At 66.7% G+C, this 23261-nt stretch carries 20 protein-coding genes; 10 read left to right on the forward strand and 10 right to left on the reverse strand.

Annotated elements, in window-relative coordinates; all coding sequences use genetic code 11:
* Nucleotides 1-81: 81 nt before the first annotated feature.
* The 9 genes from guaB to WG924_RS01935 all read left to right on the forward strand — a co-directional run bounded on the left by guaB (nucleotide 82) and on the right by WG924_RS01935 (nucleotide 10644).
* Nucleotides 82-1539 carry an IMP dehydrogenase gene (gene guaB, locus WG924_RS01895; protein WP_345931185.1) on the forward strand — a complete coding sequence of 486 codons (1458 nt, stop codon included), beginning with the start codon at nucleotides 82-84 and terminating at the stop codon, nucleotides 1537-1539.
* Nucleotides 1540-1693: 154 nt separating this feature from the next.
* Nucleotides 1694-3169: an RsmB/NOP family class I SAM-dependent RNA methyltransferase gene (locus WG924_RS01900; RefSeq protein WP_345931187.1), complete on the forward strand. Its 1476-nt coding sequence runs from the start codon at nucleotides 1694-1696 to the stop codon at nucleotides 3167-3169.
* 96 nt (nucleotides 3170-3265) lie between these two features.
* Nucleotides 3266-4102, forward strand: a complete 837-nt coding sequence (locus tag WG924_RS01905) for an alpha/beta fold hydrolase (RefSeq protein ID WP_345931188.1) — start codon at nucleotides 3266-3268, stop codon at nucleotides 4100-4102.
* A gap of 87 nt (nucleotides 4103-4189) precedes the next feature.
* Nucleotides 4190-5227 (forward strand): DMT family transporter, encoded by a 1038-nt coding sequence (locus WG924_RS01910; RefSeq protein WP_345931191.1) that lies wholly within the window; start codon nucleotides 4190-4192, stop codon nucleotides 5225-5227.
* A 7-nt stretch (nucleotides 5228-5234) separates the two neighbouring features.
* Complete coding sequence (locus WG924_RS01915) at nucleotides 5235-5684, forward strand: MgtC/SapB family protein (protein ID WP_345931193.1); 450 nt, start codon at nucleotides 5235-5237, stop codon at nucleotides 5682-5684.
* Between the two features lie 98 nt (nucleotides 5685-5782).
* On the forward strand, nucleotides 5783-6526 hold the full coding sequence (locus WG924_RS01920; protein ID WP_345931195.1) for a tetratricopeptide repeat protein: 744 nt from the start codon (nucleotides 5783-5785) through the stop codon (nucleotides 6524-6526).
* The gene (locus WG924_RS01925) at nucleotides 6523-7896 is read left to right on the forward strand and encodes an outer membrane protein assembly factor BamB family protein (RefSeq protein WP_345931197.1); all 1374 of its coding nucleotides are present in this window, start codon (nucleotides 6523-6525) and stop codon (nucleotides 7894-7896) included. The genes WG924_RS01920 and WG924_RS01925 overlap by 4 nt, the downstream gene beginning before the upstream one ends.
* Nucleotides 7897-8097: 201 nt before the next feature.
* Nucleotides 8098-9654: a ribosome biogenesis GTPase Der gene (gene der / locus WG924_RS01930; RefSeq protein WP_188580076.1), complete on the forward strand. Its 1557-nt coding sequence runs from the start codon at nucleotides 8098-8100 to the stop codon at nucleotides 9652-9654.
* A gap of 3 nt (nucleotides 9655-9657) precedes the next feature.
* Nucleotides 9658-10644, forward strand: a complete 987-nt coding sequence (locus tag WG924_RS01935; protein WP_345931201.1) for a threo-3-hydroxy-L-aspartate ammonia-lyase — start codon at nucleotides 9658-9660, stop codon at nucleotides 10642-10644.
* 343 nt (nucleotides 10645-10987) lie between these two features.
* Here the strand turns inward: WG924_RS01935 and WG924_RS01940 are convergent, their stop codons facing one another.
* Nucleotides 10988-11278: a hypothetical protein gene (locus tag WG924_RS01940; RefSeq protein ID WP_345931203.1), complete on the reverse strand. Its 291-nt coding sequence runs from the start codon at nucleotides 11276-11278 to the stop codon at nucleotides 10988-10990.
* Between the two features lie 245 nt (nucleotides 11279-11523).
* Between WG924_RS01940 and WG924_RS01945 the strand changes: the two genes are divergently transcribed.
* The gene (locus WG924_RS01945) at nucleotides 11524-12198 is read left to right on the forward strand and encodes a TetR/AcrR family transcriptional regulator (protein WP_345931205.1); all 675 of its coding nucleotides are present in this window, start codon (nucleotides 11524-11526) and stop codon (nucleotides 12196-12198) included.
* Nucleotides 12199-12428: 230 nt separating this feature from the next.
* Here the strand turns inward: WG924_RS01945 and WG924_RS01950 are convergent, their stop codons facing one another.
* The 9 genes from WG924_RS01950 to WG924_RS01990 form a co-directional block, all read right to left on the reverse strand.
* The gene (locus WG924_RS01950; protein ID WP_345931206.1) at nucleotides 12429-13253 is read right to left on the reverse strand and encodes an SDR family NAD(P)-dependent oxidoreductase; all 825 of its coding nucleotides are present in this window, start codon (nucleotides 13251-13253) and stop codon (nucleotides 12429-12431) included.
* A 52-nt stretch (nucleotides 13254-13305) separates the two neighbouring features.
* Complete coding sequence (gene purF, locus WG924_RS01955) at nucleotides 13306-14796, reverse strand: amidophosphoribosyltransferase (protein WP_345931207.1); 1491 nt, start codon at nucleotides 14794-14796, stop codon at nucleotides 13306-13308.
* A gap of 61 nt (nucleotides 14797-14857) precedes the next feature.
* Complete coding sequence (locus tag WG924_RS01960; RefSeq protein WP_345931209.1) at nucleotides 14858-15637, reverse strand: CvpA family protein; 780 nt, start codon at nucleotides 15635-15637, stop codon at nucleotides 14858-14860.
* A gap of 52 nt (nucleotides 15638-15689) precedes the next feature.
* Nucleotides 15690-17183 carry a DNA repair protein RadA gene (gene radA / locus WG924_RS01965; RefSeq protein ID WP_345931211.1) on the reverse strand — a complete coding sequence of 498 codons (1494 nt, stop codon included), beginning with the start codon at nucleotides 17181-17183 and terminating at the stop codon, nucleotides 15690-15692.
* A 29-nt stretch (nucleotides 17184-17212) separates the two neighbouring features.
* Complete coding sequence (locus WG924_RS01970) at nucleotides 17213-18019, reverse strand: ABC transporter ATP-binding protein (protein WP_345931213.1); 807 nt, start codon at nucleotides 18017-18019, stop codon at nucleotides 17213-17215.
* Nucleotides 18020-18055: 36 nt separating this feature from the next.
* Nucleotides 18056-18829, reverse strand: a complete 774-nt coding sequence (locus WG924_RS01975; protein WP_188580093.1) for an MlaE family ABC transporter permease — start codon at nucleotides 18827-18829, stop codon at nucleotides 18056-18058.
* A complete protein-coding gene (gene alr / locus WG924_RS01980) occupies nucleotides 18826-20004 on the reverse strand; it encodes an alanine racemase (RefSeq protein WP_345931216.1) in 1179 nt (392 codons plus the stop codon). Before alr ends, WG924_RS01975 begins: the two co-directional genes overlap by 4 nt.
* 61 nt (nucleotides 20005-20065) lie before the next feature.
* On the reverse strand, nucleotides 20066-21652 hold the full coding sequence (locus WG924_RS01985) for a replicative DNA helicase (RefSeq protein ID WP_345931218.1): 1587 nt from the start codon (nucleotides 21650-21652) through the stop codon (nucleotides 20066-20068).
* Between the two features lie 145 nt (nucleotides 21653-21797).
* Complete coding sequence (locus WG924_RS01990) at nucleotides 21798-23036, reverse strand: cyclopropane fatty acid synthase (RefSeq protein WP_345931220.1); 1239 nt, start codon at nucleotides 23034-23036, stop codon at nucleotides 21798-21800.
* Nucleotides 23037-23261: the final 225 nt, after the last annotated feature.

Genomic DNA, 23261 nt, shown 5'->3' on the forward strand with positions numbered 1-23261 from the left:
TTTTCCGCGTACCCGTCAGGCCGGTTGCCACTCCAGGTACCGGCCCGGCGTCCAAGGCCCGAGAACGTGAGGCCCAGACCGATGACGATCCGCGAAGCCCTGACCTTCGACGATGTCCTGCTCGTGCCCGGCGAGTCGGATGTCCTGCCCGCCCAGGTGCAGACCACGACCCGGCTCACCCGCAACATCGAACTCGGCATTCCCCTGGTCTCCGCCGCCATGGACACGGTGACGGAAAGCGGCCTCGCCATCGCCATGGCGCAGCTTGGCGGGCTTGGCGTGGTGCACAAGAACCTCGACATCGACGCCCAGGCCGGCGAAGTGGCCAAGGTGAAGAAGTTCGAGGCCGGCATCGTCGTCAACCCGGTGACCATCCGGCCGGATGCGCGCCTGGCCGACGCCCATGAGCTGATGATCCGCCACAAGATCAGCGGCATTCCGGTCACCGAGGCGTCGGGCAAGCTGGTTGGTATCCTCACCAACCGCGATGTCCGCTTCGCGACCGACCCGCGCCAGCCGATCCACGAATTGATGACCCGCGAGAACCTGATCACGGTGACCGAGGGCGTCAGCCGCGAAGAGGCAAAGCGCCTGCTGCACCGGTATCGGATCGAGAAGCTGATCGTCGTCGACGACCAGTACCGCTGCGTCGGTCTGATGACGGTGAAGGATATCGAGAAGGCGCAGGCCTTTCCGAATGCCTGCAAGGATGATCAGGGCCGGCTGCGGGTCGGTGCCGCGATCGGTGTCGGCGCCGACGGTGCCGCGCGTGCCGAGGCGCTGATTGCCGCCGGCGTCGATCTGCTGGTGGTCGACACCGCCCATGGCCACAGCCGTGGCGTGGTCGATGCGGTCCGCCGCGTGCGCCAGATGCCGGGCAGCTTCGACGTGGTGGCGGGCAATATCGCGACCGGTGCGGCCGCGGAAGCGCTGATCGCCGCCGGTGCCGATGCGGTGAAGGTCGGCATCGGCCCGGGCTCGATCTGCACCACCCGCGTTGTGGCCGGTGTGGGCGTGCCGCAGTTGACCGCGATCATGGATTGCGCGGCGGTGGCGCGGAAGCATGGCGTGCCGCTGATCGCAGATGGCGGTATCAAGTTTTCGGGCGATCTGGCCAAGGCGCTGGCCGCCGGCGCCAATGCCGCGATGATGGGCTCGCTGCTCGCCGGCACCGACGAGGCACCGGGCGAGGTGGTGCTGTATCAGGGCCGGTCCTACAAGTCGTATCGCGGCATGGGCTCGGTTGGCGCCATGGCCCGCGGTTCGGCCGATCGCTATTTCCAGCAGGAAATCAAGGACACGCTGAAGCTGGTGCCGGAAGGTGTTGAAGGCATGGTGCCCTACAAGGGCCCGGTGGCCGGCGTGGTCCATCAACTGGTCGGCGGCCTGCGCGCGGCCATGGGCTATACCGGTGGCCGCACCATCGCCGACCTTCAGGACCGCGCCGAATTCGTGCGGATCAGCGGCGCCGGCTTGCGCGAAAGCCATGTCCACGACGTGACCGTCACCCGTGAGGCGCCGAATTATCGTCAGGCCTGACGACGCGTTCACGCGGCCTGATCCGGACTGACGGGGCGGGTGCCTGGCCGGGCGCCCGCCCTGACTTGTTACCGAACCGGCTGTCGCCATGTTATTCCTCTGCCCCCCATCCTATCTGTCCGCCTGTCGGACCCGTTCAGGAGCCTGACCGCCCATGACACCCGCTGCCCGCGTCGATGCCGCGATCGAGCTTCTGGACGTGATCCTGCGTGAAACCCGCCCGGCCGATCAGGTGATCGCCCATTGGCTGCGTGGCCGCCGCTATGTCGGCTCGAAGGATCGCGGCTGGATCGTCGAGGCGGTCTATGCCTGCCTGCGCGAGAAGCAGCGCCTGGAATGGTGGGCGTCGCGCGCCGGCCTGCCGGCGAAGCCGCGCAGCCTGGTCATCGTCTGCCTGATGCTGATCGACCATCGCACCGGCAACGAGATGCCCGAGCTGTTCGACGGCTCGACCCATGGCCCCTCGCGGCTGTCGGATATCGAGCGGATGGCGGTGCAGGCGCTGCATGGTCAGGCCCTGGAATCCGATATCCAGCCCCGTGCCGTGCGCCTCAATCTGCCCGGTATGGCGCTGGACCGGCTGATCGCGCGGTTCGGCGACCGGCTGGATGTGGTGGGCGAGGCGATGAACGCGCCGGCGCCGGTTGACCTGCGCGCCAATCTGCTGAAGGTCGACCGCGAGACCGTGCGCACCATGCTGGCCAAGGAAGGCGTGATCGCCGAACCCACGCCATTCTCGCCCATGGGCCTGCGGCTGGAACGGCGGATGCCGATCTTCCATACCCGCGCCTTCAGCAACGGGCTCGCGGAAGTGCAGGATGAGGGCTCGCAGCTGGTGGCGCTGCTGGTCGATGCCAAGCCCGGCGATCAGGTGGCGGATTTCTGCGCCGGCGCCGGCGGCAAGACGCTGGCCATGGCCGCCACCATGGCCAATAAGGGCCGGATCATGGCGCTCGACGTGTCGGAGGCCCGGCTTGAGCGGATGTCCGACCGCATGCGTCGGGCCGGTGCCCATAACATCGAGCGTCGCACGCTGAAGCATGAGCGCGATGCCTGGGTGCGCCGCCACAAGCTGAAATTCGACCGGGTGCTGGTCGATGCCCCCTGCACCGGTTCCGGCACCTGGCGCCGCTCGCCCGATGCGAAGTGGAAGCTGACCGAGCAGACCATCACCGAACTGGTCGACCTTCAGGCCCGCATCCTGGACAGCGCCGCCCGGCTGGTGAAGACCGGCGGCCGGCTGGTCTATGCCACCTGTTCGCTGCTGCCCGAAGAGAACGAGGCCCAGCTCGCCCGCTTCCTCGACAGCCACGCCACGGAATTCCGCCAGCTCGACGCGCGCGAGATCCTGCCGGCCGATCTGGCGGCCGGGCTTCATCTCACCGGTCCCGAAATGGCGCTGGACCCTGCCGCACATGGCACCGACGGCTTCTTCGCCGTTGCCTTTGAACGTATCGCCGATCCTGAGGGCACCGAGCCGCCGCGTCGTCGCCGCGACGATGCCGACGACTTCGACACCGGGATCGACCTCGATGGCGACGATGACATCGACGACGACGATATCGGCGGCGAGGACATCGAGGGCGAGGACATCGAGGGCGAAGGCATCGACGGCGACGCCGCGCGATAAAGGCCCGCACCGCCGGCCTGCCCCGCTTGTCTGCCGACACAAGGCGCCCGTAGGATTAACGGGCGCCTTGTTGGCGACAAAAGGGGGGAAGCCTTCATGAACAAGACGCTGCTGACATCAGACGGCGCCCGGATCAGCTATGTCGACGACGGTGCCGGCGAGGTTCTGATTCTTCTGCATGGCTGGTCGCAGTCTGCCGCCATGTTCCGTCACCAGATCGCCGAATTCAGCCGGACCCGGCGGGTGATCGCGCCGGATTTCCGGGGGCATGGCACGTCGCCGGATGCGGCGCATGGTCATCGCATCTATCGCTTCGCCGCCGATATCGCCGAACTGATGGCGCAGGAGCGGATCGACCGGGCGACGATGCTGGGCTGGTCGATGGGCGCATCGGTGCTGTGGGCCTATATCGACATCCACGGCACCGCCGCGATCGACCGCTGCATCTTTGTGGATGAGCCGGCATCGGTGATGCGCCAGCCCGATATGACCGATGATGATATGACCGATGCCGGCGCCCTGTTCGATGCGGCGACCATGGTCACCATTGCCGCCCAGCTTGCCGGACCTGAAAGCCACATCGCTCGTGAAGCCTTTCTCGACGGCATGATCACCGAGGGCATCGCCTCGGATCTGCGCCGCTTTCTGCTGGACGAAAACTGCCGGCCGGATGCCCGCAGCATCGCGTCGCTGTTCGTCGATCATTGCTCGATCGACTGGCGCGACCTGTTTCCCCGCATCGACCGGCCGGTGCTGGTGATCGCCGGCCGGGTCAGCCATGTCGGCGTCCGGTCGCAGGAATGGATCTGCACCCAGCTCCCCAATGCCACGCTGGTCGTGTTCGAAGAACATGACGGCGGTGCGCATTTCCCGTTCATCGAGGCGCCGTCGGTTTTCAACGCCGTGCTGGCCGATTTCCTGGCACCGGCCTGACATAACGGCATCATGACAAAGCATGGAACCACCGGCCCGCCGGCCTGTTGATCCGTCGAGCGATCATCAATCACGGAGGGTCCGGCCATGGCGGGCGTCAGGCCGATGCCAGATCACGAGCGGCCCGACCACGAAGCGCCCGGCCATGCCGGGCGGGCCGAAGCCGCGACCCTGGCGAAGCTCGCTTTGGGCATGACGCTGTTCGGCTCGGCGACGCCGGTCTCGAAGATCGTCACCGGCGCGATGCCGGTCTTCGTGGGCGGCGCGCTGAGGGTGGCGATCGGGGCGCTGGTGCTGATGCCGGCGGTGTGGCGCCATCGGCAAGACATCGCGTCCATCGACCGGCGGAGCTGGGTTCTGATCGGCCTGATCGCGCTGTTCGGCATGTTCGGTTTCACCGCCTTCATGCTCTATGGCATGAAAATCGTCTCAGGCGTGGTCGGCGCGGTGGTGATGAGCACCACGCCCGCCGTCACGGCCGTTGCATCGATCCTGTTTCTGCGCGAACGCGCCGGCTGGCGCATTCTTGGCGGCATCGCATTGGCGGTGGCCGGCGTGCTGGTGCTGCAACTGGGATCGGCCGATGGCGGCGGCGCCGGCGACAGTGGTGCGGGTGGCGCAGCGTCGGGCGCTGGTGGCCAGTCGGGCGCTGGTGGTCAATGGCTGGGCGCCGGCCTGATCTTCGCGGCGGTGTGCTGCGAAGCCGCCTATACCCTGCTGGGCAAACGCGCCTCCAGCCGGGTCGACCCGGTGCTGGTCGCGGCCCTGGCGGCGCTGATCTCGCTGCCGGCCTTCGTGGCACTGGCTGTGTGGCAATGGCCGGACTTCCGGCCGGGCGACGTCTCGACCGGCGCGTGGCTGGCCGTGCTGTGGTACGGGGCCGGCACGCTCGCGCTTGGCAGCCGGCTCTGGTATGCGGGCGTGGCCCGGGCGCCGGGGGCGGTGGCGGCCGGTTTCATGGGGCTGATGCCGGCATCGGCGCTGATCCTGTCCTATGTGCTGCTGGGAGAGCCGTTCCGCGTCATCCATCTGGTGGGTTTTGCGATCGTTTTCGCCAGCGTGCTGATGATCGGCTGGGAACATGCCCGCATGGCCCGGGCGTCCGATCGCAAGACCGGGGAGTAACCGCCTCATGGAGACCATGGAGATTGTGATCCGCCTGGGCGTCGCGACCGGCGCCGGCCTGCTTCTGGGCCTGGACCGCGAATTGCGTGGCGTGTCGGCGGGCATCCGCACCCATGCGCTGGTGGCGATGAGTTCAGCCCTGATCACGGTCTCGGCGCTGATGCTGTACAACGACATGCGCACCGACGGCCGGGCCGATGTCGACCCGCTGCGCGTGATCCAGGGGCTGGCCCAGGCGATCGGTTTCGTGGCGGCAGGCGCCATCGTGGTGTCGAAGACCGCGGTCCATAACCTGACGTCGGCGGCCAATATCTGGCTCGCGGCCGCGATCGGCATTGCCGCCGGGGCCGGGCAGATGGTGCTGGTGACGGTGGGCGTGGGCTTCGGCGTGGTCATCGTCACCCTGGTCCGGGTGCTGGAACGCTTCATTCCCGGCAGCGAGAAGGGGGATGGGTGACGCAGCCGCTCAGGGCCATTTGCCATGCGCTGGATGAACGACTATGGTAACGCCCGGCTGATAGCCATCAGATAGGCTGCCAAGGAGGTTCGGGGCGCGTGTCGGAACAGTTCATCCGCGAGATCGACGAGGATCTGCGTCGCGAGAAGGCCTTGAAGCTGTGGAAGCGGTTCGGCCCGTTCGTGATCGGCGCCGCCGTGCTGGTGGTTGTGGCGGTGGCAGCCGATGTTGGCTGGACGGCGTGGCAGGAAAGCCGGCGCAATGCACAGGCTGAAAGCTTCGCCGCCGCCGATGCCCTGTCGGCTGCCGGCCGTCATGAGCAGGCCGCCGGCGCCTTCGAGGCGCTGGCCAGCGAGGCCGAGAGCGGCTATGCCGGCCTGGCGCTGATGCGTGCCGCCGAAGCTCGGCTTCTGGCTGGTGATCGCGCTGCAGCACAGGCCGAATTCGAGGCCGCATCGGCCCGTGGCGATCTGGACCCCGCAGTGAAGGCCGTGGCGACCCTGAAGGCCGCCACGCTCGCCATCGACAGCGAATCGCCCGACCAGATCCGGGCCCGGGTCTCGGCGCTGATCGACGGTGACGACGCCTGGCGGCCGCTGGCCGAGGAACTGGTGGCGCTGGCGGCCTTCAAGGCCGGGGATACTGCCCGTGCCGGCGAAATCTATGCGCGTCTGGCCGATGATCAGGCGGCATCACAGGATCTGCGCAACCGGGCCGCATCCTATGCCCGTGTGCTGGGTGTGCCGCTCGGCCCCGATACGGCCGCCCAGCCTGCCGCCCCGGAAGACCAGCCCGCCACCCCGGACGAGCCCGCCGCTGCCGATCAGGAGCCTGCGAAATGACCACCGCGCAGCTGATTCCGCTGCGGTCGAGCGTGAGCGGCCACAGGCCGGCGCGGTCGGCCGGCATCGCCATCTTGGCCGCGCTGCTGCTTGGCGGTTGCGGTAGCTGGTGGGGATCGGACGAGACGCCCAAGCTGGGTGGCGAGCGGATTGCGGTGATGCCCGAACGGGCGGAGATCCGCGTCGATCCGGCGGTCGCGGCCGAGCCGGTCAGCCTGCCGCCGGCCTATCAGAATGGCGAATGGCCGCAGACCGGCGGCTATGGCAACCATGCCATGCATGCCCTCATCGGCCCGGCCACGCCGGTCGAAGCCTGGCGCGGCGATGCGGGCGAGGGCTCGGGCGGCGCCAAACGCCTGATGGCGCAGCCGGTGATGGCCGATGGCCGGATCTTCACGCTGGATGCCGATAGTGAGATCACGGCCATCGATGCCGCGACCGGCAACCGGCTGTGGACCGTTGAACTGGCGCCGGATGACGATCTGCTGGAAGGCGCCTATGGTGGCGGCGTGGTTCTGTCGGGCGGCAAGCTGTTCGCGGCCACGGGCTTCGGCGATATCGTGGCGCTTCAACCGTCGGACGGGGTGGAGCTGTGGCGCACCAGCCTGCGCACGCCATTCCGCGCGCCGCCGGCAGCCGGTGATGGCCGGCTGTACGCACAGACCTTCGACAACCAGTTGATCGCCTTCAATGCCGAGGACGGCCGCGAATTGTGGCGCCATGGCGGTGTGCCCGCGACCCAGATGGTGCTGGGCGGGGCGGCCCCCGGCGTGCTGGGCAATCTGGTCGTCGCCGCTTATTCCAGCGGCGATCTGGTGGCGCTGCGCGGCGACAGCGGCCGGGTCGGCTGGGCCGAAACCCTGGCCGGCTTCACGGCGGCCGGGTCGTCGTTGAGCGCGCTCACCGACATTCTGTCGGATCCGATCATCGACCGGGAGATGGTCATCGCCGGTACGGTCGGCGGTCGGCTGGCGGCCTTCGATGCCCGCAGCGGTCTGCGGATCTGGGAACAGCCCTTCAAGGTGAACCAGACCCCGTGGGTTGCCGACACCACGATCTATGCGGTTGTGGATGGCACACGGGTGGTGGCGCTGCGTCGCGCCGATGGCCGGGTGCGCTGGGTGTCGGACCTTCCGGCTTTCGAGGATCCGGAAGACCGCGAAGATCCGATCCGCTGGACCGGACCGGTGATGGCTGGCGGCCGGTTGCATCTGGTGTCGACCTCGGGCCAACTGATGTCTCTGGATCCTGCCGATGGTGCCCGCACCGGCGAGATCGACGTCGGTGGACCGGTGATGATTTCGCCGGTGGTGGCCGGCGGCATGCTGTATGTCTTGCGCGACGACGCCACGCTGGTCGCCTATCGCTGAGCGGAAGCTGCGCCGGCCCGGGTGCCGACGCCCCAGCTCGGCGCTTGACGTGGGACGTTTTGGCGTTCATTGATGCTGTCCGGACCCCGCAGGCCCCGCGCCTGCGGGGTCGCGGCCGCTTGAAGCTTCACCTGCGATGCCGCAGACCTCAGGGCCTGTGCGTCGTGATCACCTGATACGTCCATACCGGAGGTCGCGTCCATGCTGACCGTGGCGCTGGTCGGCCGGCCGAATGTCGGCAAGTCGACCCTGTTCAATCGTCTGGTCGGGCGACGCATCGCCATCGTCGACGACATGCCGGGTGTCACCCGCGACCGGCGCATCGGTGATGCCCGCCTCGGCAATCTGCGCTTCAACGTGGTCGATACGGCGGGTCTTGAGGAAATCGGGAACCCGTCAGACCTGAATGCGCGCATGCAGGCGCAGACCCGCACCGCGATCGACGACGCCGATCTGGTGCTGTTCATGATCGACGGTCGCGCCGGTGTAACGCCCACCGACGAATATTTCGCCGATCTGCTGCGCCGGGTGGAGACCCCGGTTGTGGTGGTGGTGAACAAGTGCGAGGGCCGGGCCGGCGATAGCGGCCTCGCGGAAGCCTGGGCGCTTGGGCTGGGCGAGCCACTGCCCCTGTCTGCCGCCCATGGCGACCACACCAGCGATCTGTACGACGTGCTGTCGAGCCATGGCGCCGCCCATGCCGAGGCGCTGGAGGATGCCGCTGCCGCTGAAGCCGAGGCCCGTGCGGCCCGCCGGCGTGCCGCGGCGGTCGCCGGTGCCGTGGGCGAGGCGGCGGAACTTGCCGCCGAAGGCCCGCGTGAGGTGGGTCTGGATGCCTTCGACGACGACGGATCGGATATCGATGTCGACGAGGATGCCGATGATGAGACCCTGGCCGCCGCCGAAGAGCGCGCCATGGCTGAAATCGGCAACCAGAAGGCGCTTCAGATCGCGATCGTCGGTCGCCCCAATGCCGGCAAGTCGACCCTGATGAACCATCTGCTGGGCGAGGACCGGGTGCTGACCGGGCCGGAGGCCGGCATCACCCGCGATGCCATCGCCGTCGACTGGCTGCATGCCGGCCGGCGCATCCGGTTGATCGATACCGCCGGCATGCGCCGCAAGGCCCGGATCGACGACCGGGTCGAGAAGATGTCGGTCGACGAGACCCTGCGCGCGATCCGCTTCGCCCATGTCGTGATCATGATGATCGATGCCGAGCGCGGGCTTGAGAAGCAGGATATGACCATCGCCCGTCTGGTGGTCGACGAAGGCCGCGCCCTGGTCGTGGCGGTGAACAAGTGGGACACCGTCACCAATGCCGATGAATTCATGACCGAACTGCGCCGGCGGATGAGCCATGTGATGCCGCAGGTCAAGGGCGTGCCGGTGGTGACCATCTCGGCGCTGGCCGGCCATAACACCGATAAGCTGGTCGATGCCTGCTTCGACATCTACCGGATCTGGAACCGGCGGGTATCGACCGGCAAGCTGAACCGCTGGCTGGAGCGGATGACCGAGAACTATCCGCCGCCGATGGCTCATGGCCGGCGGCTGCGGCTGCGCTATGCCACCCAGATCAAGACCCGGCCGCCGGCATTCGCCGTGTTCGTCAGCCAGCCCAAGGAACTGCCGGACAGCTATGTCCGCTATGTGGTCAACGGCTTGCGGGACGAATTCGATCTGCCGGGCGTGCCGGTGCGTGTGGTGCTGCGGACCAGCGAGAACCCGTTCGCGAACCGCAAGAAAAAGTGGTGATCCATGTCCGGGCTGGCGATCGGTCTTGACGATGTCCGCGCGGCCGCGGTGCGGCTGCATGGTGTTGCGCACCACACACCGGTCCTGACATCGGCCACGGCCGATGCCATGACGGGTGCGCGACTGTACTTCAAGCCCGAGAACCTGCAACGGATGGGCGCCTTCAAGTTCCGCGGCGCCTATAACGCGCTGGCGCGGCTGAAGGACGCGGATGCTGTGCCGCCGGGCGTGGTTGCCTTCTCGTCGGGCAATCATGCCCAGGCGGTGGCGCTGGCCGGCCGTCTGCTCGGCCTTGAGACCGTGATCGTCATGCCGTCGGATGCGCCGGCGATCAAGCGTGAGGCGACCCGCGGCTATGGCGGCGAGATCGTTGCCTATGACCGCTATACGCAAGATCGCGAAGCGATCGGCCGCGACATAGCCACACGCCGCGGACTGGTTTTGATCCCGCCATTTGATCATCCGGATGTGATGGCCGGGCAGGGCACCGCCACATTGGAACTGATCCAGGATGTTGCCGCACTGCCCGATGGCGGCGCCCTTGACATGCTGTTCGTCTGCGTCGGCGGCGGCGGGCTGATTTCAGGCGCGGCCGTGGCCGCCAAGGCGCTTAATCCTGCCTGCCGGGTGATCGGCGTCGAACCCGAGGCCGGCGACGATGTCCGTCGCAGCTTGTCCGCCGGGCACATCGTCCGGATCGATCCGCCCCGCACGATTGCCGATGGTGCCCAGACCACGGCGCCGGGCCATCTGACCTTCCCGATCATTCAGGCGCTGGTCGACGAGGTTATCACCGTGCCTGATGACGCGCTGGTGGCGGCGATGCGCTTCTTTGCCGGCCGGATGAAGCTGGTCGTCGAGCCGACCGGCTGTCTGGCTGCGGCTGGTGCCTTTTCCGGTCAGCTCGATGTGGCCGGCAAGCGCGTCGGCGTGATTCTGTCGGGCGGCAATATCGATCTGGACCGGTTTGCAGCGCTGGTCGCCGCCTGACCACCTGTCCGTATGGCCGTGACACCGCCGGCCTGATCCGCGGACCTGCGCCTTTGGGCCACACCCCCGCGCCTTCGGGTGACATCACCTTGCTTTTCTGACCACAAACCGACCCGTCGCCACAACTGCGCCACGAGCGGCTGCGGCGACCACTATTACGAGCATTTTCAATGTAAGTTCGCGATTCAGGCTCAAGTCTCGCGGAATGCCGGAATCGGGACCTCGGTCTATACGCGCAGATCACGGCAATTTCACATAACATGGCACAGACCATGGCCATACCCCTCCGGGTGCGGTCATGTATCAGCATGTGTTTGCGCCATGGTTGTGTCCGGACGCGCCTTCAGATGCGGTTGCGATCGTTCGGGCGGACCAGAATCGTGACGGTTTCATGGGCCTGTTCGATGTCCAGAAACCGGAAGCTGGCCATTCTCTGCGGCGTGACCGGAGCCAGAGACATGATCGTGTTCACTATCTCCTCGTGAAGGGAGCCAAGCCGACTCTCGACAAATTTATCATCGGCACTCGCGGCCGCCATCAGCATTGCCACCAGTTCAAGGATCTCACGCGTGTTCAGCCTGGACGGGCGTTCATTGCCTGTGGTGTCGCGATGCTGCACGTCCTGTTCCGGCATCACCGTCTGTATCCGTTGCACACACGTTCGCAACGCCACATGCACGTGCGAGAAACGGGCCGTCTCGCCCGGCATGTGCCGCCGTCGGAACGCGATTGGGGAGGAGAACGGTCGAATCCTGCTGGAACGCAACGGTCGAAGTCGGTTCACGGCAGCACTGCCCGCCGACCGAAACCTTAGATGTCCATGACAGGGCATGTCAACAGGTGTTTGCATAACTTTAGATTGATTTCTGTGAAGGAATAATGAGCGAAAACGACAAAAGGCCCCGTAACAGCGAGGTCACAAAAGCGGCGATTCTGGATGCAGCGCGCACCGCATTCGCAGAGAACAGCTATGATGTCGTTGGCCTTCGCGAAATCGCGCGGGTAGCGGAGGTCAACGTGTCATTGGTCATTCGCTATTTCGGCTCGAAGGAGCGGCTGTTTTCTGTCTGCCTTGAGGAAGCGGCATTCGATGCGCTGCTTCGTGACGTCCCGCGGGAACGTCTGGCGGAAGTGCTCGGCCGCTTCGCACTTCATCGCCATCCATCCGACGAAACGATGCCGTCTGCCGACGATGGCATGGATGCACAGGATATCGCAGCCTGCTACAGAGTGTGCCGTATGCTGATCTGTTCGATCAACAGCCGTATGGCGGCACCGCTGATCCGGGCACGACTGGAATCCGATCTGCTCTACCATCTCGTCGAGCGGATCGGCGGCAGCCACGCGCGGGAGAAGGGGCGGCTGGTGCTGGCACTGCTGATCGGGCTGGCGCTGACCCGTGGTGTGCTCGATGGCGACGGTGCCCGCGGCGGTGTCGTGAAGGCGGATAGCGTCGACAGCCCCCATCGGGCCCCCGATGGCCATGTCCATCTGGCCGAAAGCCTGCTGAAAGTGATCATCGACGACATACCGATCAACCCGGATCGAGCCTGAGCGCGCCGCAGGCGATGACCGTGCCTGAGCGCGCCGCAGGCGATGACCGTGCCTGAGCGCGCCGCAGGCGATGACCGTGCCTGAGCGCGCCGGCCATGCAGAAAAGGCCCCAGGCCGCGTTGATGCGCAGCCTGAGGCCTCGGTATTCTGCTCGGTCCGGTCGACCCCGCGGCAGCCGGTGCAATCATCGGCTGCCTGCCGGTCAGTGCCGGCCGATCATCGTCGTCCGATCAATGAACATGCCCGCAGCCCGGACCATGCTGATGGCCGCCATGGTCGCCGCCAGCCTGTGCCTGCGGTGCCGGCTGGGCCACGAAGATCTCGCCATTGGCGGTCAGCCCGGGGGAGGCCAGATCCAGGAACAGCTCGGCGATCGCCTCGGGCGGGGTCTGCATCGCCTTGTCCTCGCCGGGATAGGCCTGACCTCGCATGCGGGTGCGCAACGCCCCCGGGTCGATCAGATTGGCACGGATGCGGGAATTCTCGATCTCCATGGCCCAGGTCTTGACCATGGCTTCCAACGCCGCCTTCGAGGTGGCGTAGGCCCCCCAATAGCCGCGGATCTTGCGGGCGGCGCGCGAGGTGACGAAAATCGCGCGTCCGGCCGGCGACAGCTTCAACAACGGCTCGCAATTGCGGATCAGGCGCTGATTGGCCGAGACATTGACCGTCATCACCCGGTCCCACTCCTTGGGCCGCTGCTGCGACATGGGCGCGATGTTGCCGAGCAGTCCGGCATTGCCGACCAGGATGTCGAGCCGGCCGAACCGCTCATAGATCTGCTTGCCAAGACTGTCGAGCTTGTCCAGCTCGGTCAGATCGGCCGGAACCAGGGTGGCTGTGCCACCGACCGCCTTGACCCGGTCGTCGGTCTCCTCCAGCCCGCCGACGGTGCGGGCCAGAAGGATGACATGGGCCCCCGCCCTGGCATAGCGCTCGGCAACCGCAGCCCCAAGCCCCCGCGAGGCGCCGGTGATCAGGGCGATCTTGCCGTCCAGAGGGCGGTCGCCGTCCACGGGTTCGGATGGGGCGGGGGCATCTGGCGTGTCGGTCATGGCTTTGGGTCCGGCCTTCTGGCTTGCGGGCAGGGGCAGATTGCGAGCGGGATCAGGCGAAGTCGCTGCGCAGACGGAACTTGGCGTCGCCGCCCTCGGTCTGGCCGTCGGTCAGCGGCAGGGCATAGTCGCCGGTGAAGCAGGCGTCGCAATATTGCGGCTGTGCGGCGTTGCGGCCGGGCTCGCCCATCGCGCGATACAGGCCGTCCATCGAGATGAAGGCCAGGCTGTCGGCATTCATGAACCGCGCCATCTCGTCGATGCTCATCCGGGCGGCCAGCAGCTTTTCGCGGCTGGGGGTATCGACGCCATAGAAGCATGGATTGGTGGTGGGCGGCGATGCGATGCGCATATGCACCTCGGTCGCGCCGGCCTCGCGCACCATGTTGACGATCTTGGTCGAGGTGGTGCCGCGCACGATGCTGTCATCGACCAGGATCACCCGTCGACCCTTGATCATCGGCACATTGGCGTTGTGCTTCAGCTTCACGCCCAGATGCCGGATCTGGTCGGTGGGCTCGATGAAGGTCCGGCCGACATAGTGGTTGCGGATGATGCCATAGTCGAAGGGGATGCCGCTCTCTTCCGAGAAGCCCAGCGCCGCCGGCACGCCGCTGTCGGGCACCGGCACGATCACATCGGCATCGACCAGGCTTTCGCGTGCCAGTTCGCGACCGATGCGCTTGCGCGCCTCATAGACGCTGACATTTTCGAGCACGCTGTCGGGGCGGGCGAAATAGATGTGCTCGAAGATGCAGAACCGGCTGGAGACCTTGGGGAACGGCTTGATCGAGCGCAGGCCGTCATAGTCGATCACCACGATTTCGCCCGGCTCGACGTCACGCACGAACTCGGCACCGATGATGTCGAGGGCGCAGGTCTCGGACGCCAGCATCATCGCGCCGTCCAGCTTGCCGATCACCAGCGGCCGCACGCCCCACGGATCGCGCATGCCGATCAGCGTGTCGCGGGTCAATGCCACGATCGAATAGGCTCCATGCACCTGCCGGAGCGCGTCGATGATCTTGTCGACCACGTCCGTGTACAGGCTGATCGCGATCAGATGCACGATCACTTCGCTGTCGGAGGTGGACTGGAAGATGCAGCCGCGATTGACCAACTGGCTGCGCAGGGTCAGGGCGTTGGTCAGATTGCCGTTATGCGCGATCGCCAGGCCGCCGAAGGCGAAGTCGGCATAGAGCGGCTGGATGTTACGCAGGCCGGCACCGCCGGTGGTTGCGTAACGGACATGGCCGATGCCCATATTGCCGATCATCTGCACCATCAGGCGCTCGTCGGCAAAGGCGTCGCCAACCAGGCCGACCGCGCGATGCGGATGGAACTGGTCGCCGTCATAGGTGACGATGCCACAGGCTTCCTGGCCGCGATGCTGAAGCGCATGCAGCCCGAGCGCCACGTGACGTGCCGCTTCCTGATGGCCATGGATACCGAAGATTCCGCACTCTTCGCGCAGATGGTCGTCGTCTTCTAGGAACTGGTCCCGGCCGGCGGGCTGGGGTTGGAAGGGATGGGTAATGATCATCGCCTCGCACCGCTTTCGACGACCGTCGTGATGCCGCGGTCGCTCCGTCGCCCGATCACGATCAATTGGCACCCGCACCAGAGGTCTGGTCACCACCGGACGGCGCCGCCGGTCCGGGTTCGATCGCATCGAGAAGCCGGTTCATATCATGCCTCGCCCCATCCCCGTAACCGATTTCACCGCCGGAGGGGGTTGCGCCTGCGGCATTGCCCGACGGACGCCCGCCCGCGGCCGGTGCCTGGGCGGCGTTGTCGCGGGACATGCCGGGCATCGCACCGCCCAATGTGCCCCGTGCCGCGTCGGCCGCGGCGCCGGCCGTGGCGTTGGCGGCCTGATCGGCGCGCTCCAGGAACTGGTTGCGCATCCGCTCCGGCACGACGCTCTGGATGACCTGGGCGGCGCCGACCACCATCGGCCGGGTCTCGGACCGGCGCACCCAGTCCGGCTCGCCATTCGGCCCCCAGACCCACAGCAGGCCCATATAGACGACCGCCATGACGCCCAGGCCGCGCGCGATGCCGAAGCCGGCGCCCAGGATGCGGTCGAGAAAGGTGAAGGGGCTGCCAGAGACGATATCGCCGATGGCGCGGGTGATGACCGACAGGATCAGCAGCGACACCAGGAAGATGACGGCGATCGTGGCAATGTCGCCGGCGGTTTCGCTGGCGATCATGTCATCGGCCAGCGGCCGCAGCGGATCGAACAGATAGGCGGTGATCAGGGCGGCGCCCGCCCAGGCAAGGATCGACAAAGCCTCGCGCACGAAGCCGCGGATCAGCGCCACCAGGGTCGAAAGTGCCACGATGGCAAGAACCACCACGTCGGCAAGCGTCAGAGACATCCGGGTCTTCCTTCAACAGTGGCGGCATGGCGCCAGTCGTGAAACCATACCGTCATTCGATCGTTCCGCGCGGCTGCCCGCGGCGGGCGCGGGCGCCATCGCCGGATTTCGGGTCAGCCCGTCCGCCGCCGTCGCGGGCGGCTGCGTCTGCAGGTTTCGGAGCATATTCGCCGTTCACGCCCACGAACAGTTCAACCAGCTCTGCCAGTCGTTTCAACGGGCGGATATCGACCGGCATCTGCCGGCCGGTGCCGCTGGCAGGCACGAAGGCGCGGGTGAAGCCAAGCTTTGCCGCCTCTTTCAGCCGTGCTTCCATCTGTGACACGGCCCGGACCTCGCCCGACAGCCCGACCTCGCCCAGCACCACCGTCTCCTTGGGCAGCGCCCGGTCGGTCAGCGACGACAGCAGGGCGGCGGCAATCGCCAGATCGGCTGCGGGTTCAAGGATGCGCAACCCGCCGGCGACGTTCAAGTAGACGTCGTTCGATCCCAGCGACAGCCCGCAGCGCGCGTCCAGCACCGCCAGGATCATCGACAGCCGGCCGCTGTCGAGCCCGACCACCGTCCGGCGCGGCGTGCCCAGCGCCGATGCCGCCACCAGGGCCTGAATTTCCACCAGCACCGGCCGGGTGCCTTCCAGACCGGCGAACACGGCGCTGCCCGATACCTTTTCGTCGCGGTCGCCCAGAAAAATCGCCGAGGGGTTCTCCACCTCGACCAGCCCCAGATCGGTCATGGAGAACACGCCGATCTCGTCGGTGGCGCCGAAGCGGTTCTTGACCGCGCGCAGGATGCGATAGGCATGGCCGCGCTCGCCTTCGAAATGCAGCACCGTGTCGACCATGTGTTCCAGCAGGCGCGGACCGGCGATCTGACCCTCTTTGGTGACGTGGCCGACGATGATCATGGCGATGCCGCGGCGCTTGGCCAGTTGGATCAGCTCCTGTCCACAGGCGCGGACCTGCGACACGGTGCCCGGCGCCCCGTCCAGCCCGTCATGACGCATGGTCTGGATACTGTCGATCACCGCCACCGCCGGCCGGTCCGTCGGCAGTTTCTCAAGCGTGGCGATGATGTCGCGGACGCTGGTATCGGCCGCAAGCCGCACCGAACTGCCGTCGAGCCCCAGGCGGTGGGCACGCAGCCTCACCTGATCGACCGATTCCTCACCCGACACGTAATAGGCATCGACCCCATGGCCGGCCAGTGCCGCCAGTGCCTGGATCAGCAGGGTCGATTTGCCGATGCCCGGATCGCCGCTGATCAGGATCGCGGCACCCGGCACCAGCCCGCCGCCCAGCACGCGATCGAGTTCGCCGATGCCGCAGGTCCGCCGCGCCACCACCTCGACCGGCCCGTCCAGGGTGACGAAATTCAGCCCGCGCCGCGCCGACGCCAGGGCCGAGCCGCGGCCGCCGGCCACCGGCTGGGGCAGGGCTTCCTCGACCATGGTGTTCCATTCGCCGCAGGTCTCGCAGCGCCCCGCCCATTTGGATGCGGTGGCGCCACAAGCCTGACAGACATAGTGGCTGGTGGCTTTCGCCATGGGTGGTCCGGTCTCCGGAACAGGTCGCGTCAGGGACGCCGGATTTCCATCTGGATCGGTCCGTCGGCGCGGCCGTGGATGAACTGGTCGACATAGGGGTTGTCGCTGTGGTCGATCCTCTCGACCGCGCCGGTCCAGATGATCCGGCCCTGATGGATCATCGCCACATGGTCGGCGATCTTGCGGGCGCTGGCCATGTCGTGGGTGATGGTGATCGCGGTGGCACCCAGCCGTTGCACCTGATCGCGGATCAGATCGTTGATCACGTCGGCCATGATCGGATCGAGGCCGGTGGTCGGTTCGTCGAAGAACAGGATGTCGGGATCGGTTGCGATCGCCCGTGCCAGACCGACACGCTTCTGCATGCCGCCCGACAATTCCGACGGCGCCAGGGCCGCGACATCGGCGCCAAGCCCCACCAGCGCCAGCTTTTCAACCGCGATTTCGCGCGCCTTGCGGCGGGCCATGCGCTTGCCCTGGATCAGGCCGAAGGCGACATTCTCCCAGACCGGCAGACTGTCGAACAGGGCGCCGCCCTGAAACAGCATGCCCATGCCGGCCATCACGTCCTCGCGGTCGCGGGCCGACATCCCCTGGGTCTCGCGGCCATCGACCCGGATCGAGCCCTTGTCCGGGTGCACGATGCCCAGGATCGACTTGATCAGCACCGATTTCCCGGTGCCCGACCCGCCGATCACCACCAGCGACGAGCCGGCATCGACGGTGAGATCGATGCCGCGCAGCACGTGCTTGGGTCCGAACGACTTATGGACGTCGTTCATCGCGATCTTGGGGGTCTGGACAGCCATGTCGGAAGGGATGCCGCCGTCGGTCATGTCACGTCAAGCTCCGTGGTGGGCCAAGCGGCAGGCTCAGCGGGCAAAGAACAGCTCGGTGATGATGTAGTTGAAGATCAGCAGCAGGATCGAACTCGACACCACCGCATTGGTGGTGGCGCTGCCGACCCCTTGTGCGCCGCCGCGGCTGTTGAAGCCGTGATAGCAGCCCATGGTCGCGATCAGAAAACCGAACACCGCCGCCTTCACCAGCCCGGAGATCACGTCCATCGGCTCGACGAAATTGAACGTGGTGACCAGATAGGTGGTGGAGATGAAGCCCAGCTTGTAGACCCCGACCAGCCAGCCGCCCATCACGCCGATGATATCGGCGATCAGCACCAGCACCGGCAGCATCAGGGTCGCGGCCAGAACCCGGGGCGCGATCAGATACTTGTACGGGTTGGTGCGCAGCGTGCTCAGCGCGTCGATCTGCTCGGTCACCCGCATGGTGCCGATCTCGGCGGCGATGGCGGCACCAACCCGGCCGGCGACCATCAGCCCGGCCAGCACCGGCCCGAGTTCCCGGGTGATCGACAGCACAACAACACCGGCGACCGCGCTTTCGGCCGAGAACCGCGCGAAGCCGGTATAGGATTGCAGCGCCAGCACCATGCCGCTGAACAGGGCGGTCATGCCCACCACCGGCAGGCTGTAATAGCCGATCTCCATCATCTGGCGCCCCAGGACGCGCAGATGGAAGGGTGGCGTCACGACATGGCGCAGCACCGTCAGGATGAACAGCGCGACGCGGCCCACTGTCTCGAACAGGCCGAGCAGAGCCCGGCCGATGGCGGCGAGCGGGTTCATGGGGTGCGGTCAACCTCCGTCAGTGGTGCGGCCGCATCGGCGGACATGCCGGCAGCAGATCCGGTCAGCCGCCGGGCATAGCGGCGGCCCAGGCGGGTCAGCACGTCATAGCTGATCGTACCGGCCTCGTCCGCCAGTTGATCGATGTCGCGATGGGCGCCGATCAGCTCGGCGACCGCGCCGGCATGGGCAAGGGTATCGGGCAGGGCGGTCACATCCACAGTCAACAGGTCCATCGACACCCGGCCGACAATCGGCGCCGCGTGGCCGGCGATGACCACATGGCCACGGCCGCCGGTCGACCACGGCCAGCCATCCGCATAGCCGGCAGCGAGTGTCGCCACCCGCATGCCTGGCCGCGCGCGGGCTGCCGCACCATAGCCGACACTCTCGAAGCTGTCGACGGTTCGCACCTGCAACAGCCGCGCCTTCAGTGTGACCACCGGTCGCATCGGGTTCGGCCGCCCCGGCACGGGATTGGCGCCGTAAAGCGCCAGTCCGGGGCGGCCAAGATCGAAGCCCCAGCCCGGCCCCAGAAACAGGCCGCTGGAATTGGCGAGGCTGAGCCGCCCCCGGCCGACAATCGCCGCCGCCGCCCTGAACCGGTCGCGCTGCGCCCGGTTCAGGGGGTGATCCGGCTGGTCGGCGCAGGCGAGATGGCTCATGGTCAGCCGGATGTCGACACCGTCGAGCACCGACGGATCATCGATCAGCCGGGTCAGGTCGTGCTCGTCGAAGCCCAGCCGGTTCATGCCGGTGTCGATGTGCAGCGCCGCCGGCAGCGGTCGGCCCGCCGCCGCGCTCTGTCTGGTCCAGCAGGCGAGGTCGGCGGAGCTGTTCAGCACCGGCCGGAGATCGAAGGCCAGGGCATCCGCCACCTCGCCGGCGGTGATGCCGTTCAGGATATAAACCGGCGTGATATGGCCGGCGGCGGTCAGCGCGTGGCGCACCGCAGCCCCTTCCGCCAGATGGGCCACGAACAGCGCCGGCGCCCCGGCTGCCGCCAGCGCCGGCGCCAATCCGGCGGCGCCCAGCCCATAACCGTCGGCCTTGATCACCCCGCCGACGACGGCTGCCGGATTGTGCTGCCGCATCAATCCGGTCAGCAGCGCATGATTGGCGGCAACCGCGTCCAGATCGACCTCGATCCAGGCGGGGGGCGGCGCCGACGGCATGGCTGGCGGTACGGAACGGGAAGGGCCCGCGGAACTGGAAGGAGAGCTGGACACCGTCGGGTCATTCCTCCGGGGCGTTGGCGGCAAGCAGCGCCGCATGGTCGCGATCCAGATTGCCGAAGCGGGTGGTGTTGAGGTCGAAATGCAGGCGCACCGTGCCGATCGGTCCATGGCGTTGCTTGGCCACGATCACTTCGGCGACACTGCGCGATATCTCGAACCGGCTCTGCCAGTGGCTGTAGCGCTCGGCGAACTTGTCGGGCTTCTCGTCCGGACGCTGTTTGGGCTCGGCACGGGCCAGATAGTATTCTTCTCGGAACACGAACATCACCACGTCGGCGTCCTGTTCGATCGATCCGCTTTCACGCAGATCCGATAGCTGGGGGCGCTTGTCCTCGCGCTGTTCCACGGCGCGCGACAACTGCGACAGCGCGATCACCGGCACGTTCAGTTCCTTGGCCACCGCCTTCAGGCCCTGGGTGATCTCGGACACCTCCTGCACGCGATTGTCGGTGGCACGCACCGCCCGCATGAGCTGAAGATAATCGACCACGATCATCGACAGCCCGTGCTGGCGCTTCAGCCGCCGGGCGCGGGCCCGCATGGCGGGCACGGTGATTGCCGGGGTGTCGTCGATAAACAGCGGGATCCGCGACAGATCGCGGGCCGCCATCACCACCCGTTCGAAGTCCTCGGCGCTCATGGTGCCGCGGCGCAGCCGGTCGGACGGCACGCCGGCGGCGCCGGCCAGCAGGCGGGCCGCAAGCTGTTCCGACGACATTTCCAGCGAGAAGAATCCGACCACGGCGCCGTCCACGCCCTTGGCGCGCCCGGCGGTGTCGGGCTCGGCGCGATAGGCGCGGGCGGCGTTGAAGGCGATGGTGGTGGCAAGCGCGGTCTTGCCCATCGACGGGCGTCCCGCCAGGATCAGCAGATCCGATGGCTGCAACCCGCCCATCAGGTTGTCGAGGTCGATCAGGTCGGTGGCGACACCCACCAGATTGCCGTCGCGCTTATAGGCCGCTTCGATCTGGTCGAGCGCCACGCCCAGCGCGCGATCGAACGACACGAATCCGCCCTCGATCTCGCCCTGTTCGGCCAGGGTGTACAGGCGGTGCTCGGCATGTTCGATCTGTTCGATCGCCCGGCGCTCGGCCTGCCCGTCATAGGCTTCGTTGACCACATCCTCGCCGATGTCGATCAACGCCCGGCGCAGGGCGAAGTCGTGGATGATCTTGGCGTAGTCCTCGACATTGATGATCGAGATCGCGGAACCCACCAGACGGGCCAGATAAGACGCACCGCCGACCGCGTTCAGGGCCGGGTCGCTGTCGAAGAGCGGTTTGAGGGTCGCGGGGTTGGCGATCTGGCCACGTTCCATGAACCGCAGGATCTGGCCATAGATCCGCTGATGGACCGGTTCGTGGAAATGCTCCGGCCTCAGGAAGCTGCTGACCCTGTGGGTGGCTTCATTGTTGATCAGCAGCGCGCCCAGCAGCGCCTGCTCGACCTCGGCATTGTTGGGGCGGTGACGTGCCGGCAACGCGGTGCCGACAGCCGGCAGCATGCCGCCGGCGGTCTGGCCGCGACCATCGTCAGAACCGGCAGGGGCGGGCAGGCCGGCGGCGTCGAGATCGGTATCGGTCATGGGCCTCGGGAATTCGTGCAGGATGAGGAAGGCTCCGTCGGGATGGCGCGCCCCGGCGCCGCCCCGACGGAGGCGATCATGCACTGCCCGTGGCAGGGATTAAAGGGGCAACACGCCGACGACAGGGGCCGCCGCCGCATCCCCGTCAGGCCACATGCATCTCCCGTCGCCGTTCGCGCGCGGCCCATTCCCGTTCGATATCGGTGATGTAATCGCGGGTCAGCGGCACAGCGTCCTGCCGGCGGGCCAGTTGAACCTGGAACACCGCCTGGCCCCAATGACGGAAGGATGCCTCGCAGCCGGCCAGATAGAACTCCCACATCCTGCAGAAGCGTTCGTCGTAGAGGGCTTTGACCTTGTCGCGTTCCACCATGAACCGCTGATACCAGTGGCGCAGGGTCTCGGCATAGTGCAGCCGCAGGATCTCGATATCGGTCACGACCAGCCCGGCGCGCTCGATCGCCGGCATCATTTCGGAAAGCGCCGGAACATAACCGCCGGGGAAGATGTATTTCCGGATCCAGGCATTGGTGGTTCCAGGGCCATCGGTGCGTCCGATGGTGTGGACGAGGGCCACCCCGTCATCGGTTAGCAGGTCGAAGACCTTACGGAAGTATTCGTCATAGTGTTTCAAGCCGACATGTTCGAACATGCCGACCGAGACGATGCGGTCGAAGCGGTCGTTGAGGTCGCGATAATCGGTGAGCCGGAAATCGGCTTTCGCCGCCAGGCCGGCCTGTTCGGCGCGCGATCTTGCGACCTTGTGCTGTTCTTCCGACAGGGTCACGCCAACCACATCGACATCGGCATGCCCCGACAGATACAGGCCAAGTCCACCCCAGCCGCAGCCGATGTCGAGAACCCGTTGACCCGGTTCCAGCAGCAGCTTGGCGGCGAGATGACGCTTCTTCTGCAATTGGGCGGTGTCGATATCGTCGTTGGGGTTCTGGAAATAGGCGCAGGAGTACTGGCGGTCGGTATCCAGGAACAGCCGGTAGAGTTCGTCGGACAGGTCGTAGTGATGGGCGACATTGCGGCGCGCCCGGTTGCGCGGGTTATGCTGGTAGAAGAAATTCAGCAGCTTCAGCGTCCAGATGGGCCACCGGTGGCTGTGGCTGGTGCTGCGGGCGTAATTCTTCACACCTAGATCGAGCAGCGCACGGACGTCTCCTTCGATGATGTCGAACTGTCCGTTCATATAGCCCTCTCCCAGGGCCATCGACGGATTGACCGGAAGCCGGCGCAGGAAAGCCGCGTCGTGGATCTGGAGCCGGACACGCGGTTCCGCGCCGTCGCCGAAGCGGTGGCTGCGGCCCTGGTCGTCGTTGACGACCAGCGTACCCGACCGGATCAATCCGCCGAGGAAGGACAAACCAGGAATCACGGTCAATCGCCTCCAGCAGGAGCCGCGACCGGACAACAGCGATGATCCGGGCCTTCATCGAGGTCGCATCATGCGGCACCAACGCGCCGCATGATGCAGCCGACGCGGGGGGAGGAGGTCCGACGTCGTCGCCGGTCCGGGCCGGCGTTGTTTAGATACGTTCCAATCTTATGCCCCTGGAAAGCGGCGCGTCAAACGCCGGCCGCCGTCTGTCGTCCAGTGTTG

The organism is Tistrella arctica (assembly GCF_039630945.1).
Taxonomy (GTDB): domain Bacteria; phylum Pseudomonadota; class Alphaproteobacteria; order Tistrellales; family Tistrellaceae; genus Tistrella; species Tistrella bauzanensis.